Source organism: Comamonas sp. FG99 (assembly GCF_057808605.1).
In genome coordinates this window covers 168,778-182,490 of the sequence record NZ_JBMDII010000002.1, presented here as the reverse complement: position 1 = coordinate 182,490, position 13,713 = coordinate 168,778, and the positions used below count along the sequence as shown (strand labels likewise).

The following is a 13,713-nucleotide window of genomic DNA, read 5'->3' as shown; positions in this document are numbered from 1 at the left end:
GGGCAGCAAGCATGAATACCCAGCTCTACCAGGCGGCGCAGCGGATCGCGGCAGACGCGGCCCCGTCATGGCGCGCGCAGCTGTACGCCTGGGCCACCGAACCGCCAACGGGCGAGCGGCTGGCGCTGCTGCTGCGGCGCGGCCTGCTGCTGGTGGCGGCGCTGCTGCTGGGCGCGGGCCTGATCTTCTGGATCGCGGCCAACTGGCAGGAGCAGTCGCGCGGCTTCAAGCTCGGGCTGATCGAGGCGGCGCTGCTGGCCGCGCTGGCCGTGGCCTGTGTGCTGCCGCGTGCGCGCAGCGCGGCGCTGCTGTGCGCAACGCTGGTGCTGGGCGGGTTGCTGGCCTTCATCGGCCAGACCTACCAGACCGGCGCCGACGCCTGGCAGCTGTTCGCCGCCTGGGCGGCGCTGGCGCTGCTGTGGACCCTGGTGCAGCGCAGCGACCTGCTGTGGACGCTGTGGGTCGCGATCGCCGCGCTGGCGCTGCTGCTGTGGACCGGGCCCACCGGGCTGCTGCACTGGTTCATGGACGGCTCCAGGCAGCCGGGCGTGGTGGCGCTGACCATGCTGGCCTGGCTGGCGCTGGCGGCGGTGCCCAGCGCGGTGGCCAGCCTGCCGTGGCTGCGACTGCACCTGAAAGAGACCGATGGATGGCCGCTGGGCCGCTGGTCGCACCGGCTGGCGGTGGCCGTGGCGCTGGCCGCCTGGTCGGGGCTGGCGGTTGCGGAAATACTCAACGACCAAGGCTTTGCGTGGAGCTGGCCGATGGCCGCGGCGCTGGTGGCCGGCGTGCTGTGGCTGAGCCTGCATGGCCGCTGGCGCGACCTGCCCACCCTGGCCTTGGCGCTGCTGGCGGCCAATGTGCTGGTGCTGGCATGGGCGGCGCGCATGCTGTTCGGCAGGCATTTCGAGATGGGCTCGTTCCTGCTGCTGGGCTTGCTGGGGCTGGCCTGCCTGGGCGGCAGCGCGAGCTGGCTGCTGCGGCAGCAGCGCAAAGGGTTGGCATGAGGGAGCCGAGCACACAGGCTGCGGCGCCATGGCTGGCGCGGGCGCAGGAGCGGGGCTGGCTGCCGGCTGGCGGGCAGCGGGTGAGCCTCGACGAACCATCGCCGCTGCTGGCGGTGCTGGTACTGGTGGGGGTGCTGTTTTGCAGCCTGCCGCTGCTGGCCTTTATTGTCCTGGGGCCTGGCAGGGCGCTGGTGGAGTCGGCCGCGGGCTATGTCGCCGGGGGCCTGGCCATGGCGGCGGCGCTGTGGTGGCTGCGCAGCACGCGCCATATCTTCGCCACCTGCCTGGGGCTGGAGCTGTGGGGGCTGGGCCTGGCGCTGGTGATGTTTCGCTGGCTGGATGATGCCGATGGCTCCGCGGCCATGGTGGTGGCTGGCTACGGGTTCCTGAGTGCCGCCTTGCTGGGCGGCGCCTTGCTGATCCCGGCGCTATGGGTGTGCCGGCTCATGGGGCTGGCGCTGGCGCCGGCGTTGATTGCAGCGCTGGTGGAGGGCCTCAAGGCGGCCGGCCTGCCGGATGGAAGCCTGCCGACGGTATTGTTGCTGATGGCGCTGGCCGCGGCCTGGGCCTGGTGGTGCTGGCACGAGGCGCGCTGGCTGGGGCGGCCGCTGGCACCGCGCTGCGCGGCATTGGCCGATGGCTTGGCGGTGGGCCTGCTGGTGTTCGCCGCGTGGTTCGGCTCGTTTGCCGAGCTGTCGCTGCGCTGGATCGGGCAGGGCAGCAATCCGGGCATGCCCGCGGCCTGGCAGGTGCTGGCGCGCGGGCTGGGCGTGCCGCTGGTGCTGGCCGGCGGCTGGGCGCTGGCGCGGCGCTGGTCGGCGCAGCCGGTGGCGGCCGGGGCCGGCCACTGGCGGGGCCCGCTGGCACTGGTCTGCGCGGCGCTGGCGCTGGCGGCCTGGTTCAGCCCCGAGGTGGCGGCGGTGGCGCTGGTGGCGGCGCTGGCCGCGGCCACTGCGCGCTGGCGCTTGCTGGCGGCCTGTGGCCTGGCGGCCTTGTGGCTGTTGTCGAGCTTCTACTACAGCCTGGCCTGGCCGCTGGCCGCCAAGGGCCTGGGATTGGCACTGCTGGGCGCGGCGCTGGTGCTGGGCCTGCTGGTATTGCGCCGGCGCGGTGAGGGCGGGGTGGATGGAGCAAGTGGGGCAAGTCAGGCAATGGCGCCAGCCGCCGGCAATGGCCGCCACGGGGCTGCGTGGCTGGTGCTGGGCGGGGTGATCGCGCTGGCGCTGGCGAACGCCGACGTCTGGCGCAAGGAGACGGTGATCGCCCAGGGCCAGCGCATCCTGGTGCCGCTGGCGCCGCGCGACCCGCGTTCGCTGATGCAGGGCGACTACATGCAGCTGCGCTTCTCGATCCCGCAGCACATACGCCAGGCACTCGAAGACTCCAGCGCCTACCAGCTGGCCAAGCGTGCCACGGTGGTGGCGGGGCTGAACGAGCAGGGCGCGGCCGAGCTGCTGCGCCTGGCCCGGCCCGGCGAGGCGCTGGGCGAGCGCGAGATCCTGCTGCCGCTCAAGCAGCTCAAGGGCGACTGGGTGTTGGTGACCGATGCCTACTTCTTTGCCGAAGGGCAGGGGCGGCGCTTTGAGCTGGCCCGCTTTGGCGACTTCCGGGTGCTGCCAGACGGGCGCGCCTTGCTGGTGGGCCTGGCGGATGCCCAGGGCGAGGCGATTGCCGCGTATGCCAGGCCGCCGCTGGATGCGGGCGGCGAGGCCGCCTCGGCCCAGCCCGAGCCTGCAGCCGAGGCCGCTGTGCCAAGCCGCTGAGGATCGCCATATGGGAATATCGAATTAATAAAAAAGAATTTATTCTTATGAGTTTTATAGCCTAGGCGCCACAATGCCAGACATCTTAGTTTGAAGAGGTAACAAAACAATGAAGGCTTGGTCTCTCCGTTCGTTGGTGGTGGCGGCAGCCATGGTGGCAGGCGGTTCGGCCTGGGCGCAGAACCAGCTGCTCAATGTGTCGTACGACGTGGCGCGCGAGTTCTACAAGGACTACAACACCGCCTTCATCGACCACTACAAGAAGACTACCGGCAAGGACATCAAGGTCGACCAGTCGCATGGCGGCTCCAGCGCCCAGGCGCGCGCGGTGGCCGAGGGCCTGGCCGCCGATGTGGTTACCTTCAACACCACCACCGATGTGGAGTTTCTGGCGAACCAGGGCGTGGTGGCCAAGGACTGGGCCAAGAAATTCCCCAACGACGCCTCGCCCACCACCTCGACCATGCTGTTCCTGGTGCGCAACGGCAATCCCAAGGGCATCAAGGACTGGGACGACCTGACCAAGCCCGGCGTGCAGGTGATCGTGGTCAACCCCAAGCTCGGCGGCAACGGCCGCTACGCCTACCTGGCCGCCTGGGGCGCGGTGCGCGAGAAGGGCGGCTCCGACGCCGATGCCCAGGCCTACATCAGCAAGCTGTACAAGAACGTGCCGGTGCTGGCCAAGGGTGGCCGCGATGCCACCGCCACCTTCCTGCAGCGCAATATCGGCGATGTGCTGATCACCTTCGAGTCCGAGGTGGTGTCCATCGACCGTGAATTCGGCAAGGGCAAGGTGGATGCGGTCTACCCGTCGGTGAGCATCACCGCCGAGAACCCGGTGGCGGTGGTGGAGCGCACCGTGGCCAAGAAGGGCACGGCCGAGCTGGCCAAGGCCTATCTGGACTACCTGTATTCCGACGAGGGCCAGGAGATCGCCGCCAAGCACGCCATTCGCCCGCGCTCGGAAGCCGTGCTGAAAAAGCATGCCGATGTGTTCAAGCCGCTCAAGCAGTTCACCGTGGCCAAGTACTTCGGCTCGCTGAGCGAGGCGCAGAAGCTGCATTTCAACGACGGCGGCCAGTTCGACAAGCTCTACACCGAAGCCAAGAAATAATCTTGCGCTCTTTGCAACGTCGGGCGTTGAGCGTTTGGCGGCAAGCCGGCGGGCACTGCATGTGCCCCGGCTTGCGCGCCTAATGCACAGGGCTTGGCTTCCTTTCCGGATTTCTCCATGTCTGCTGCATCCCTTGCCGCGGCACCGGCGGGCGCCGCGCCCGCGCGCCGCGGCGGTGCCAAGCGCGTGCTGCCGGGCTTCGGCCTGACGCTGGGCTACACCATCTTCTATCTCAGCATCATCGTGCTGCTGCCGCTGGCCACGCTCATCTTCAAGTCGGCCACGCTGAGCTGGCCGCAATTCTGGGAAGCGATCTCGGCGCCGCGCGCGGTGGCGTCCTACCAGCTCACCTTCGGCGCCTCGTTCATCGCGGCGCTGGTCAACCTGGTGTTCGGCCTGCTGATCGCCTGGGTGCTGGTGCGCTACGAATTCTTCGGCAAGAAGATCGTGGACGCGCTGGTGGACCTGCCGTTCGCGCTGCCCACCGCGGTGGCCGGCATCTCGCTCACCGCCTTGCTGGCCGACAATGGCTGGATCGGCCAGCTGCTGGCGCCGCTGGGCATCTCGCTGGCCTTCAACCGCGCCGGCATCGTGATCGCGCTGATCTTCATCGGTCTGCCATTCGTGGTACGCACGGTGCAGCCGGTGCTGGAGGATTTCGAGAAAGAGCTGGAAGAGGCCGCAGGCAGCCTGGGCGCCACGCGCTGGCAGACCTTCAGCAGGGTGATCCTGCCGGCCATCATGCCGGCGCTGATGACCGGCTTTGCCATGGCCTTCGCCCGCGCCATCGGCGAGTACGGCTCGGTGATCTTCATCGCCGGCAACATCCCCATGGTGTCGGAGATCACGCCCTTCATCATCATGGGCAAGCTGGAGCTGCACGACTACGCCGGCGCCACCGCCGTGGCGCTGGTGATGCTGCTGATCTCGTTCGTGCTGCTGCTGGTGATTAACGGGCTGCAGAGCTGGCAGCGCAAGCGCGCAGGGGTTTGAGCATGTCTGCAAAACATCCCACCACCACCGAGCCGGGCTGGGTGCGCTGGCTGCTGATCGCGCTTGCGCTGGCCTTCATGGGGCTGTTTCTGGTGCTGCCGCTGGCGGCCGTCTTCACCGAGGCGCTGCGCAAGGGCTGGGGCGTGTTCGCCGCCGCGCTGGCCGAGCCCGACGCCTGGGCCGCGATCAAGCTCACGCTGCTTACCGCCGCCATCGCGGTGCCGCTGAACCTGGTGTTCGGCGTGGCCGCGGCCTGGGCCATCGCCAAGTTCGAGTTCCCGGGCAAGGCGTTTTTGACCACGCTGGTCGACCTGCCGTTCTCGGTGTCGCCGGTGGTCGCCGGCCTGACCTATGTGCTGCTGTTCGGCGCCAACGGCTGGCTCGGACCGTGGCTGGATGCGCACAACCTGAAGATCGTGTTCGCGGTGCCCGGCATCGTGCTGGCCACCGTGTTCGTGACCTTCCCCTTCATCGCCCGCGAGCTGATACCGCTGATGCAGGCGCAGGGCAGCGACGAAGAGCAGGCGGCCATCGTGCTGGGTGCCAGCGGCTGGCAGACCTTTTGCAAGGTGACGCTGCCCAATATCAAGTGGGGCCTGCTGTATGGCGTGATCCTGTGCAATGCGCGGGCCATGGGCGAGTTTGGCGCGGTATCGGTGGTCTCGGGCCACATCCGCGGCCAGACCAACACCATCCCGCTGCATGTGGAGATCCTCTACAACGACTACCAATCGTCGGCGGCCTTTGCCGTGGCCTCGCTGCTGGCCCTGCTGGCACTGGTCACCCTGGTGCTGAAATCGGTGGCCGAATGGCGCGTGGAGCGCGAACGCCAGGAAGCGGCCAGCCTGCCGCCCGAGCGCCCGCGCGACGACAGCGCGCCGCAGCCCGCATGAAAATAGGAGCTGCCAGCGCTTTTCTGCAAAGGTTTTCAGATACATTTGTATCTGAAAACATTGCCTATCAAGCGCTTGCAGCTATGGTTTTAGCGAATACCTCGCAGCAACGAAAGCTGGCTCCATGAGCATTGCCATCCAGAACATCACCAAGTCGTTTGGCTCCTTCAAGGCGTTGAACGACGTCAACCTCAACATCGAATCGGGCGAGCTGATCGCGCTGCTCGGCCCCTCGGGCTGCGGCAAGACCACGCTGCTGCGCATCATTGCCGGCCTGGAGACGCCCGACAGCGGCTCCATCCACTTCTCCGGTGAAGACACCACCGACGTGCATGTGCGCGAGCGCAACGTGGGCTTCGTCTTCCAGCACTATGCGCTGTTTCGCCACATGACGGTGTTCGAGAACGTGGCCTTCGGCCTGCGCGTCAAGCCGCGCAAGGAGCGCCCCAGCGAAGCGCAGATCAAGGAGAAGGTGATGAGCCTGCTCAAACTCGTGCAGCTCGACTGGATCGCCGACCGCTATCCCTCGCAGCTCTCGGGCGGCCAACGCCAGCGCATCGCGCTGGCCCGCGCGCTGGCGGTCGAGCCCAAGGTGCTGCTGCTGGACGAACCGTTTGGCGCGCTCGACGCCAAGGTGCGCAAGGAACTGCGCCGCTGGCTGCGCCGCTTGCACGACGAACTGCATGTGACCAGCATCTTCGTTACCCACGACCAGGAAGAGGCGCTGGAGGTGGCCGACCGCGTGGTCGTCATCAACAAGGGCCAGATCGAGCAAAGCGGCACGCCGCAAGAAGTCTGGGACCATCCGGCCAGTCCCTTCGTCTACGGCTTCCTGGGCGACGTCAACCTGTTCCACGGCCGCGCCAGCGACGGCCAGACCACGGTGGAGGGCGGGGCGCAGATCGACTCGCCCGAACTCGCGCATGCCGGCGAGGCCAATGCGCTGGCCTATGTGCGCCCGCACGAGCTGGATGTGGAGCGCTATGTGCCCGGCCAGGAAAAAGGCCCCGACGGCCGCCAGCGCGGCATCATCGCGCGGCTGGACCGGGCCATCGTCGTCGGCCCGATCGCGCGGCTGGAACTTATTGCCGGCGGCGGCAACCAAGCTAGCGGCACCGGCCAAGAAAAGCTGATCGAGGCGCAGATCCCCGCCCAGCAATTCAAGAGCATGGGGCTGTCGGAGGGCGAAACGCTGGTGGTCACGCCGCGCCAGGCCCGCGTGTTCTTGGACTACGCCGCCAACATTTAATATGCGCCCTGGGCCGCTGATGTTGCCGCGGCAAAGGATAGAGATTTGAACTGCTTGACCCATTGTTTGACCGCCGCGCCGCGCCGCACGCTGGCGCTGATCTTCGCGGCCTGCGCGGCCATGCTCGGCTTTGGCCTGTACCTGCAATACCACGTGGGGCTGGAGCCGTGCCCCATGTGCATCGTGCAGCGCTACGCGCTGATCGGCGTGGGCGTGCTGGCCCTGCTGGGCAGCCTGCGCGGCTCGGCCGGTTGGTGGAAGAGCTTTGGTTTGCTGGCCTTGCTGATGGCCGGCTTCGGCGCCTTCGTGGCCGCCCGCCAGAGCTGGCTGCAATGGTACCCGCCCGAGTTCGCCACCTGCGGCCGCGACTTCTACGGCATGATCGAATCCTACCCGCTCAGCCGCGCCGTGCCGATGATCTTCAAGGGCTCGGGCGACTGCGCGGCGGTGGACTGGACCTTCCTGGGCGGCTCCATCGCCAACTGGTCGTTCGTCTGCTTTGCGGGCTTCATCCTGGTACTGCTGCTGTTGCTCGCCAAGGGCCGCCGCGCATGAAGATGCGCGAGCTTGCCCGGAAAGCGCAAAAACTCAGGCTATAATTCTTAGCTTGTCGGAGCGTAGCGCAGCCTGGTAGCGCATCTGCTTTGGGAGCAGAGGGTCGCGAGTTCGAATCCCGCCGCTCCGACCATTAAAATCAAGGGCTTAGCATCGAAAGGTGCTAAGCCCTTTTTCTAACGGAAATCAGCTTTTCTAACGGCGCTATCGCGCCGCCCGTGCCTTGATGGCTTTTTTGTGGCGCACATAGTCCGCAGTTTGGGACTGCGTCGTGTGTCCACCGAGCCGTTGTGCTGCCTGAATTCCATGCGTTTCGTCCAGGTCCGTGAGCGCCTTGGCTCGCAATTCTCGAAATTGTGTGTCTTTCATGCCGGCCCGCTTCAAGCCGCGCTGCCACGCAGACTGTATGCCTGAGTAGCCCGGGTTGGCAGCCGCGCTGATGCGGTAGGTGGTGGTCAAGGGCCCTGGTTCAATAACCGAAACCCGTGCGATACTCGGATTCCGAAGACCGCGAAAAACGGTTGCCTGTGCCATCGGCACCAGACAGCCGAATACACGCCAACCCGCATCGCCAGCGGGGTCGGCCAGCGTTTCCCCGACATCTGTCGGCCTTTCTGCAAGCTTTTGCATATTCGCGCGAGTGCTTGCAGCCATTGGAACGCTGCCATGAATACATGCCTCGACTCCTCATTTGCTCGCGCACATCCCCGTATCGCCATCGTCGGCGCCGGGCTGGGCGGCCTGGCGCTTGCGCGTGTTCTTCACGTCAACGGCATGCCCGCGGCGATCTACGAAGCCGAAGCTTCACCCGATGCCCGCGCGCAGGGCGGCTTGCTGGACATCCACGAATACACCGGCCAGATCGGGCTGAAGGCCGCGCATCTGCATGACGAGTTTCTCGCCCTCTCGCTCCCGGGCGAGGACGCCAAGCGCGTGGTCGACCGGCATGGCAATATCCTGCTCGACAAGCCCGGCTCGGGCAGCATGGCCAGGCCGGAAGTAGACCGGGGCGCGCTGCGCCGGCTGCTGATAGACGCCTTGCCTGCCAATGCCATCCGGTGGGGCTGCAAGCTCGTACAAGCGAGCCGCCTTGCCAAGGGGCAGCTCCAACTGGTTTTCGCCGACGGCTCGACGATAGCCGCGGACCTGCTGGTCGGTGCAGATGGTGCCTGGTCGAGGATTCGTTCGCTGCTGTCGGCCGCGCAGCCGGCATATGCCGGGACGACCTTCATCGAATCCCATCTTTTGGATGGCGATACGCGGTACCCGGCCAGCGCCGAAATGATCGGCGGCGGCACGCTGATGGCCGTCGAGCCAGGCCAGGGCATCCTGGCCCACCGCCATGCGAACGGCGCGCTGCATACCTATGTCGCACTGAACAGGCCGCCAATGTGGATCGAGGCCATCGATTTCAGCCAGCCAGCGGCCGCATTGCGCCGCCTGGCCCGTGAATTCGAGGGTTGGGCCCCGCCGCTTCTGGCCCTGGTCACCGATAGCGACACGCCGCCCATCGTGCGGCCCATCCATGCCTTGCCGGCCGGCCACCGCTGGGACCGCGTTCCCGGCATCACCCTGGTGGGCGATGCGGCGCACCTGATGTCGCCATTTGCGGGCGAGGGCGCCAACCTCGCCATCCTGGATGGCGCCGAACTGGGTCTGGCGCTGCGCGACCATCCTGGCGACATCGAGGCGGCGCTTGCCGCGTATGAGCAGGCGCTCTTCCCGCGCAGCGCCGCCAGCGCCGGCCAGGCGGCGCAAAACCATCGGCTTTTCTTCGGCGGCGATGCGCCGCGCAGCGTGGTCGAACTGTTCTCCGCGCATTAGAAGCCTGTGCGCGCCAATCCGGCATGCAGTTTCCCTTTGGATTGCCAGGCTGCGCAGGCGCCTGCTGGCTACAGCCCGCGTGCCAGCTCCAGGACCAGCTCGCGCAACCAGTGCTGTCCACTGTGGCCATGGTTGCGCTCGTGCCACAGCATGCTGACGGCGAAGCCGGGCACAGGGAACGGACATTCGGCGATCTTGAGCGCCTGGCGGCCATTGCGCACCAGCCGTTCCGGAACGAGGGCGACAAAGTTCGAGCGCGCGACGATCTCGGGGACGACCAGAAACGAGGCCGCGGAAAGCGCCACGTTGCGGCGGCAGCCCAATGCCGCCAGGCCGTCGTCCACCGGGGTGGTGAAATCACCGCCGCGCAGCGAGACGACGACGTGGTCCAGCTGCGCGAACAGCTCCACGGTCAGCCCACGCCTCAGCCCGGGGTGCCGTTGCCTGCCGATCAGCACATAGCGCTCATCGAACAGATGCCGGCTGCGCAGGCTTGCCGGGCCATGCTCGGGCGTCATCAGCGCCAGATCCACTTCGCCGTTTGCCATTTGCGCCTCCAGCCGGGAAGGATCGAGATGGCGCAGGGCAAGCCGCACGCCGGGCGACCGTGTTCGCAGCGCCACGGCCAGCGGCTGAACCAGCGCCGCCTGCAGGTAGTCGGTGCAGGCGATGGCAACGCTGAGGCTGGCCTGTGCGGGGTCAAAGTGCCGGTGCTCGGCCAGCGTGGCGCGCACCTGGTCCAGCGCGAGGCGCAGCGGATCGAGCAGCTCCAGCGCCTTGGCCGTGGGCGCCATGCCGCGCTGCACCGGTATCAGCAAAGGGTCGTCGAAGAGTTCGCGCAGGCGGCTCAATTGCGTGCTGACCGCCGGCTGGCTCAGGTGCAGGCGCTCGGCCGCGCGTGTCACGTTCTGCTCCACCAAGAGGGTTTCCAGCGTGACGAGGAGATTGAGGTCCAGCTTCTTGCCATCCATTCAATGGATGGTAGAGGAAAAGAGATTCGATTTCACAAATGCCTTGAAGCTGTCCAGACTGCCAACCATCTCAATGCCGGTGTCCGGAGAAAGCCAAGCCATGCAATCAGCCAGCCCGAAGAAAGTACTTCTCGTTCACGCCCATCCCGAACGGACATCCGTGACATGCCAACTTGCCGAAGCCGCTTGCGGGCTGCTGCAAGCCCAGGGCCACGAGGTCATGCAGTCCGATCTGTACGGCATGGGATGGAAGGCGGTGTTCGATGATCAGGATTTCCCCTGCCGCTCCAATCGGCAGCGCCTGTCTTTCAGCGAGGAGTCGGGGCATGCCTTCACCCATGCTTGCCAGACGCCGGATGTCGAGCAGGAGCAGCGCAAGATCCTGGCTGCCGACGCCGTGATCCTGCTGTTCCCCCTATGGTGGTACAGCATGCCGGCCATCATGAAGGGCTGGGTGGATCGCGTATGGGCCTGCGGGCTTGCCTACGGCTACCAAGGGGCTGGCAACGCCTATCGCTACGGTGAAGGCGGCTTTGCCGGAAAGCGCGCCTTGCTGGCCGTCGCCGTTGGCGGCCCGGCGATCGACTATTCGCCGCGCGGCATCAATGGGCCGCTGGAGCAACTGCTTTTTCCCATCACGCACGGCACTTTGTTCTTTCCCGGCATGCAGGTGCTGCCCACCTTCGCGGTCTATGGCGCTACGTCCATTGATGCCCAACGAATGGCCGAGGCGGCCGCAGCGTGGCGGGCCCGGGTGGAGCGGTTGTTTGAAGATGAGCCCATCGCCTTTCGCACGCAAAACGGCGGGGACTATCCGGACCGCCATGTGCTGGCCGAGCATGTTGCGCCGGGCCGGACGGGGTTGACGGTGCACATTGCCGGGAGTTGCTGATCTCGCGCCGGGCCAAGCCACTCTTCGGCATCACAAGTTGAGAGTTCTCAGGATTTGCCCGGCTTCTTCTTGGCCTTTGCCGGGGCTGGTGCGGTGGCTTCGGATTGGACGGCGGGGGGCTCCTCTGTTTTGGCCGGTCGCCCGGTCTTGATCGAGGGTACGGCCTGTACCGCAGCCTGCAACTGCGCATCGTCAAGACCCGCCAGCAGCTTGAGCCCGGCTCGCAGCAGCTCGCTCTTCTTCACGATATGCCCTTGCTGAGCGGCGCGCAGCTTGAGTGTATCGATGGCGGCGTATTCTTCCTTGGGGCAGGTGAAGCTGTCGCGCACCAGCTTGGGCTTCTTGGGTTTGGCTTCCTTGGTTGGGGCGGGAGCGGTGGCTTGGGAAATTGCAGTCTTGCTGGATGCGGACATGGTGCTGAGGAGTTAAAACGGTATATACAGTTTATACTGTTTTAAATGGGGTATCACCGCGGCGATGCAGTGTTGACTGGCGCGGCCGCACGGCGCAGCATGCTGGGGGAATGGCCGAAGTACTTCTTGAAAGCTTGGGCGTAGGAGCCCTCGTTGGCGTAGCCCACCGCCAGGGCGATGTCCAACAGGCGCAAACCTTGTGCATGGAGCTCCAGTGCTCTGGCCATTCGTAGATGGATTCGCCAGGCCTGAAAGGACATGCCCGTTTCGGCGTTGAACAGGCGCTGCAATGTCTTCGCGCTTGCGCCAGCCTCATGAGCCCACTCTTCAAGCATTCTGTCGTTTGACGGATCTTCTTCGAGCGCCCTGCAGATGAGTGCAAGCCTGCGGTCTTGTGGAATGCGAATGCCACCCGGACGCAATGGCGCACGATTGATTTCGTCGATGATGACCCAGGTCCGTTGGCTTTTCTGCTCTCCGTTCAGTCCATGCCGGTCCCAGCAGGCGGCGTCCATGATCAGCTCCCTGAGCAGCGGTTGTACCTGGATGACTCTGACGTCCCTGATGGCAGACAGGCGTTCGTCGATGTACAGGCTGTGATAGCGGAAACGCTTGTCCATATAAACGGAATGTGGCGCTGCAGCGGGTATCCAGGCTGCCCGGTCCGATCCCAGCCGCACCAGGCCTTCAAGGGTTTCTAGTAGCGCGGCTCCTTGCTGCGGATAGATCAGTTGCGCACAGGTGTGGGTGTGTGGTGGCGTATTCGCCAGATGGCCCTCGCGCACGATCGATTTCAGGGGGAAGGAGTCCAGGGGGATGGAAAGCGGGAGGGCATTTCTGTGCATCGTGGATGTCCGCCAAGAATCGATTTCTGTCCTGTGGCCGATGGCGGGGCAGACCACTGCCGCCTAAAGTTCTCGAAGGCCGCCAAGGCGTCGATGAATTATGCCCTGCGCGGTGTGTGCCCACGCAGCGGGGATTCACCAGGCAGGCCTGTAGCCAGTATTACAAGGAGACTTTCATGAAGCGTTTCACCCCTTTTGCCCTCGGCGTTGCCGGCCTGGCTTGCATGCCGCCGGGCGCGCAAGCCCAGTCCTCCGTCACGCTCTTTGGCACGATCGATATGGGCGTCACCCGGGTTACGGGGGAGGGCTCATCGCGCACAGGCCTCTCCAATGGGGGCGCGAACATCAACCGTTTTGGCTTTCGCGGCCAGGAGGACTTGGGCGGTGGCCTGGTGGCCGGTTTCTGGCTGGAGGCCGGCTATGCCCCCGATGTGGGCACGGCCGTCGGTGGGTTCAACCGCCGCGCGACGGTCAGTCTTTCGGGGCGCTGGGGAGAGTTGCGGCTGGGCCGTGACGATTCGGCCTCGTTTCTCAATACCCTGGTCTTCGATCCCTTTTTGGCCAATGGCGTGGCCGGCAACAACGCGGTCATGATGAATGGTGCGCCCATCCAGATCAGCAACGCGATCAGCTATTTCACGCCGGCCGCGCTCGGCGGCTTTTATGCCCATGCGCAGCATGTGTTGAATGAGCGCCAGGCCTCGAATGCCACGGCGGGCCGCTATAGCGGGCTGCGCCTGGGCTGGCGCCAAGGCGGCACGCACCTGTCGGTGGCGGCCGGCGAGATCGACGGCGTGCCGCAGCAGCAGGATCTGCGCATCCGCAATCTAGGCCTTAGCCACAGTTTTGGCGCTGCCCATCCCATGCTGCTGTGGGCCAGCGAGAAGCGTGGCGGCGTGGAGATCCGGGGGCTGAATCTGGGCGTGAAGCTGTTGCTGGGAGCCGGAGAGATCCGCGCCTCGCTTGGCCGGTACAGCACCTCGGGCAGCGATGCGGATTGGCGCAAGCTCGGGCTCGGCTATGGCCACAACCTCTCCAAGCGCACCCAGCTGTATGCCACCTATGCCCGGCTCAGCAATTCGCCCAGCTCCCAGCGCTCCATTGGCGTGATCGGCGTGGCGCCGCCGGGCACCGCGCCTGGTGGCTTGTCTCAAGGCTATGAAGTCGGCATGCGCCACTTCTTTTGATAAGGGC

The 13,713-nt window shown here is 66.0% G+C and carries 14 protein-coding genes and 1 tRNA gene; 11 read left to right on the top strand and 4 right to left on the bottom strand.

The window, feature by feature from the left end:
* Positions 1-11: 11 nt before the first annotated feature.
* From ACODRX_RS02290 to ACODRX_RS02255, 8 genes are all read left to right on the top strand, one after another.
* Positions 12-1,007 (top strand): DUF2157 domain-containing protein, encoded by a 996-nt coding sequence (locus tag ACODRX_RS02290; protein ID WP_488869415.1) that lies wholly within the window; start codon positions 12-14, stop codon positions 1,005-1,007.
* Positions 1,004-2,770: a GDYXXLXY domain-containing protein gene (locus ACODRX_RS02285; protein ID WP_488869414.1), complete on the top strand. Its 1,767-nt coding sequence runs from the start codon at positions 1,004-1,006 to the stop codon at positions 2,768-2,770. Before ACODRX_RS02290 ends, ACODRX_RS02285 begins: the two co-directional genes overlap by 4 nt.
* 109 nt (positions 2,771-2,879) lie before the next feature.
* Positions 2,880-3,884, top strand: coding sequence for a sulfate ABC transporter substrate-binding protein (locus tag ACODRX_RS02280; RefSeq protein WP_488869413.1), 1,005 nt, complete (start codon positions 2,880-2,882; stop codon positions 3,882-3,884).
* 117 nt (positions 3,885-4,001) lie between these two features.
* Complete coding sequence (cysT, locus tag ACODRX_RS02275; RefSeq protein WP_488869412.1) at positions 4,002-4,877, top strand: sulfate ABC transporter permease subunit CysT; 876 nt, start codon at positions 4,002-4,004, stop codon at positions 4,875-4,877.
* A gap of 2 nt (positions 4,878-4,879) precedes the next feature.
* The gene (gene cysW / locus ACODRX_RS02270) at positions 4,880-5,770 is read left to right on the top strand and encodes a sulfate ABC transporter permease subunit CysW (protein ID WP_488869411.1); all 891 of its coding nucleotides are present in this window, start codon (positions 4,880-4,882) and stop codon (positions 5,768-5,770) included.
* Between the two features lie 124 nt (positions 5,771-5,894).
* Positions 5,895-7,019 (top strand): sulfate/molybdate ABC transporter ATP-binding protein, encoded by a 1,125-nt coding sequence (locus tag ACODRX_RS02265; RefSeq protein WP_488869410.1) that lies wholly within the window; start codon positions 5,895-5,897, stop codon positions 7,017-7,019.
* A 54-nt stretch (positions 7,020-7,073) separates the two neighbouring features.
* A complete protein-coding gene (locus ACODRX_RS02260; RefSeq protein ID WP_488869409.1) occupies positions 7,074-7,574 on the top strand; it encodes a disulfide bond formation protein B in 501 nt (166 codons plus the stop codon).
* A gap of 56 nt (positions 7,575-7,630) precedes the next feature.
* Positions 7,631-7,707 (top strand) — tRNA-Pro (locus ACODRX_RS02255).
* Between the two features lie 71 nt (positions 7,708-7,778).
* Here ACODRX_RS02255 and ACODRX_RS02250 read toward each other — a convergent pair.
* On the bottom strand, positions 7,779-8,033 hold the full coding sequence (locus ACODRX_RS02250) for a site-specific integrase (RefSeq protein ID WP_488869408.1): 255 nt from the start codon (positions 8,031-8,033) through the stop codon (positions 7,779-7,781).
* A 207-nt stretch (positions 8,034-8,240) separates the two neighbouring features.
* Here ACODRX_RS02250 and ACODRX_RS02245 point away from each other — a divergent pair, with 207 nt between their 5' ends.
* Entirely contained in the window at positions 8,241-9,398 is a 1,158-nt protein-coding gene (locus ACODRX_RS02245) for an FAD-dependent oxidoreductase (RefSeq protein WP_488869506.1), read from the top strand.
* A gap of 68 nt (positions 9,399-9,466) precedes the next feature.
* Here ACODRX_RS02245 and ACODRX_RS02240 read toward each other — a convergent pair whose 3' ends face one another.
* Positions 9,467-10,369 carry a LysR family transcriptional regulator gene (locus tag ACODRX_RS02240; protein WP_488869407.1) on the bottom strand — a complete coding sequence of 301 codons (903 nt, stop codon included), beginning with the start codon at positions 10,367-10,369 and terminating at the stop codon, positions 9,467-9,469.
* Here ACODRX_RS02240 and ACODRX_RS02235 point away from each other — a divergent pair.
* On the top strand, positions 10,359-11,261 hold the full coding sequence (locus ACODRX_RS02235; RefSeq protein ID WP_488869406.1) for an NAD(P)H-dependent oxidoreductase: 903 nt from the start codon (positions 10,359-10,361) through the stop codon (positions 11,259-11,261). The two genes, ACODRX_RS02240 and ACODRX_RS02235, sit on opposite strands and share 11 nt — an antisense overlap.
* 47 nt (positions 11,262-11,308) lie before the next feature.
* Here ACODRX_RS02235 and ACODRX_RS02230 read toward each other — a convergent pair whose 3' ends face one another.
* Together ACODRX_RS02230 and ACODRX_RS02225 are read right to left on the bottom strand one after the other, a co-directional pair.
* Positions 11,309-11,674 (bottom strand): hypothetical protein, encoded by a 366-nt coding sequence (locus ACODRX_RS02230; protein WP_488869405.1) that lies wholly within the window; start codon positions 11,672-11,674, stop codon positions 11,309-11,311.
* Positions 11,675-11,727: 53 nt separating this feature from the next.
* A complete protein-coding gene (locus tag ACODRX_RS02225; RefSeq protein ID WP_488869404.1) occupies positions 11,728-12,519 on the bottom strand; it encodes an AraC family transcriptional regulator in 792 nt (263 codons plus the stop codon).
* 176 nt (positions 12,520-12,695) lie between these two features.
* Here ACODRX_RS02225 and ACODRX_RS02220 point away from each other — a divergent pair, with 176 nt between their 5' ends.
* Positions 12,696-13,706: a porin gene (locus tag ACODRX_RS02220; RefSeq protein ID WP_488869403.1), complete on the top strand. Its 1,011-nt coding sequence runs from the start codon at positions 12,696-12,698 to the stop codon at positions 13,704-13,706.
* The last annotated feature ends 7 nt before the right edge of the window (positions 13,707-13,713 follow it).

Bases quoted from the DNA above. Each gene is read 5' to 3' on its own strand.
- ACODRX_RS02245 (WP_488869506.1), top strand. From the start codon at position 8,241: ATGAATACATGCCTCGACTCCTCATTTGCTCGCGCACATCCCCGTATC.
- cysT (WP_488869412.1), top strand. From the start codon at position 4,002: ATGTCTGCTGCATCCCTTGCCGCGGCACCGGCGGGCGCCGCGCCCGCG.
- ACODRX_RS02265 (WP_488869410.1), top strand. From the start codon at position 5,895: ATGAGCATTGCCATCCAGAACATCACCAAGTCGTTTGGCTCCTTCAAG.
- ACODRX_RS02220 (WP_488869403.1), top strand. From the start codon at position 12,696: ATGAAGCGTTTCACCCCTTTTGCCCTCGGCGTTGCCGGCCTGGCTTGC.
- ACODRX_RS02285 (WP_488869414.1), top strand. From the start codon at position 1,004: ATGAGGGAGCCGAGCACACAGGCTGCGGCGCCATGGCTGGCGCGGGCG.
- ACODRX_RS02225 (WP_488869404.1), bottom strand. From the start codon at position 12,519: ATGCACAGAAATGCCCTCCCGCTTTCCATCCCCCTGGACTCCTTCCCC.
- ACODRX_RS02290 (WP_488869415.1), top strand. From the start codon at position 12: ATGAATACCCAGCTCTACCAGGCGGCGCAGCGGATCGCGGCAGACGCG.
- ACODRX_RS02230 (WP_488869405.1), bottom strand. From the start codon at position 11,674: ATGTCCGCATCCAGCAAGACTGCAATTTCCCAAGCCACCGCTCCCGCC.
- cysW (WP_488869411.1), top strand. From the start codon at position 4,880: ATGTCTGCAAAACATCCCACCACCACCGAGCCGGGCTGGGTGCGCTGG.
- ACODRX_RS02240 (WP_488869407.1), bottom strand. From the start codon at position 10,369: ATGGATGGCAAGAAGCTGGACCTCAATCTCCTCGTCACGCTGGAAACC.
- ACODRX_RS02280 (WP_488869413.1), top strand. From the start codon at position 2,880: ATGAAGGCTTGGTCTCTCCGTTCGTTGGTGGTGGCGGCAGCCATGGTG.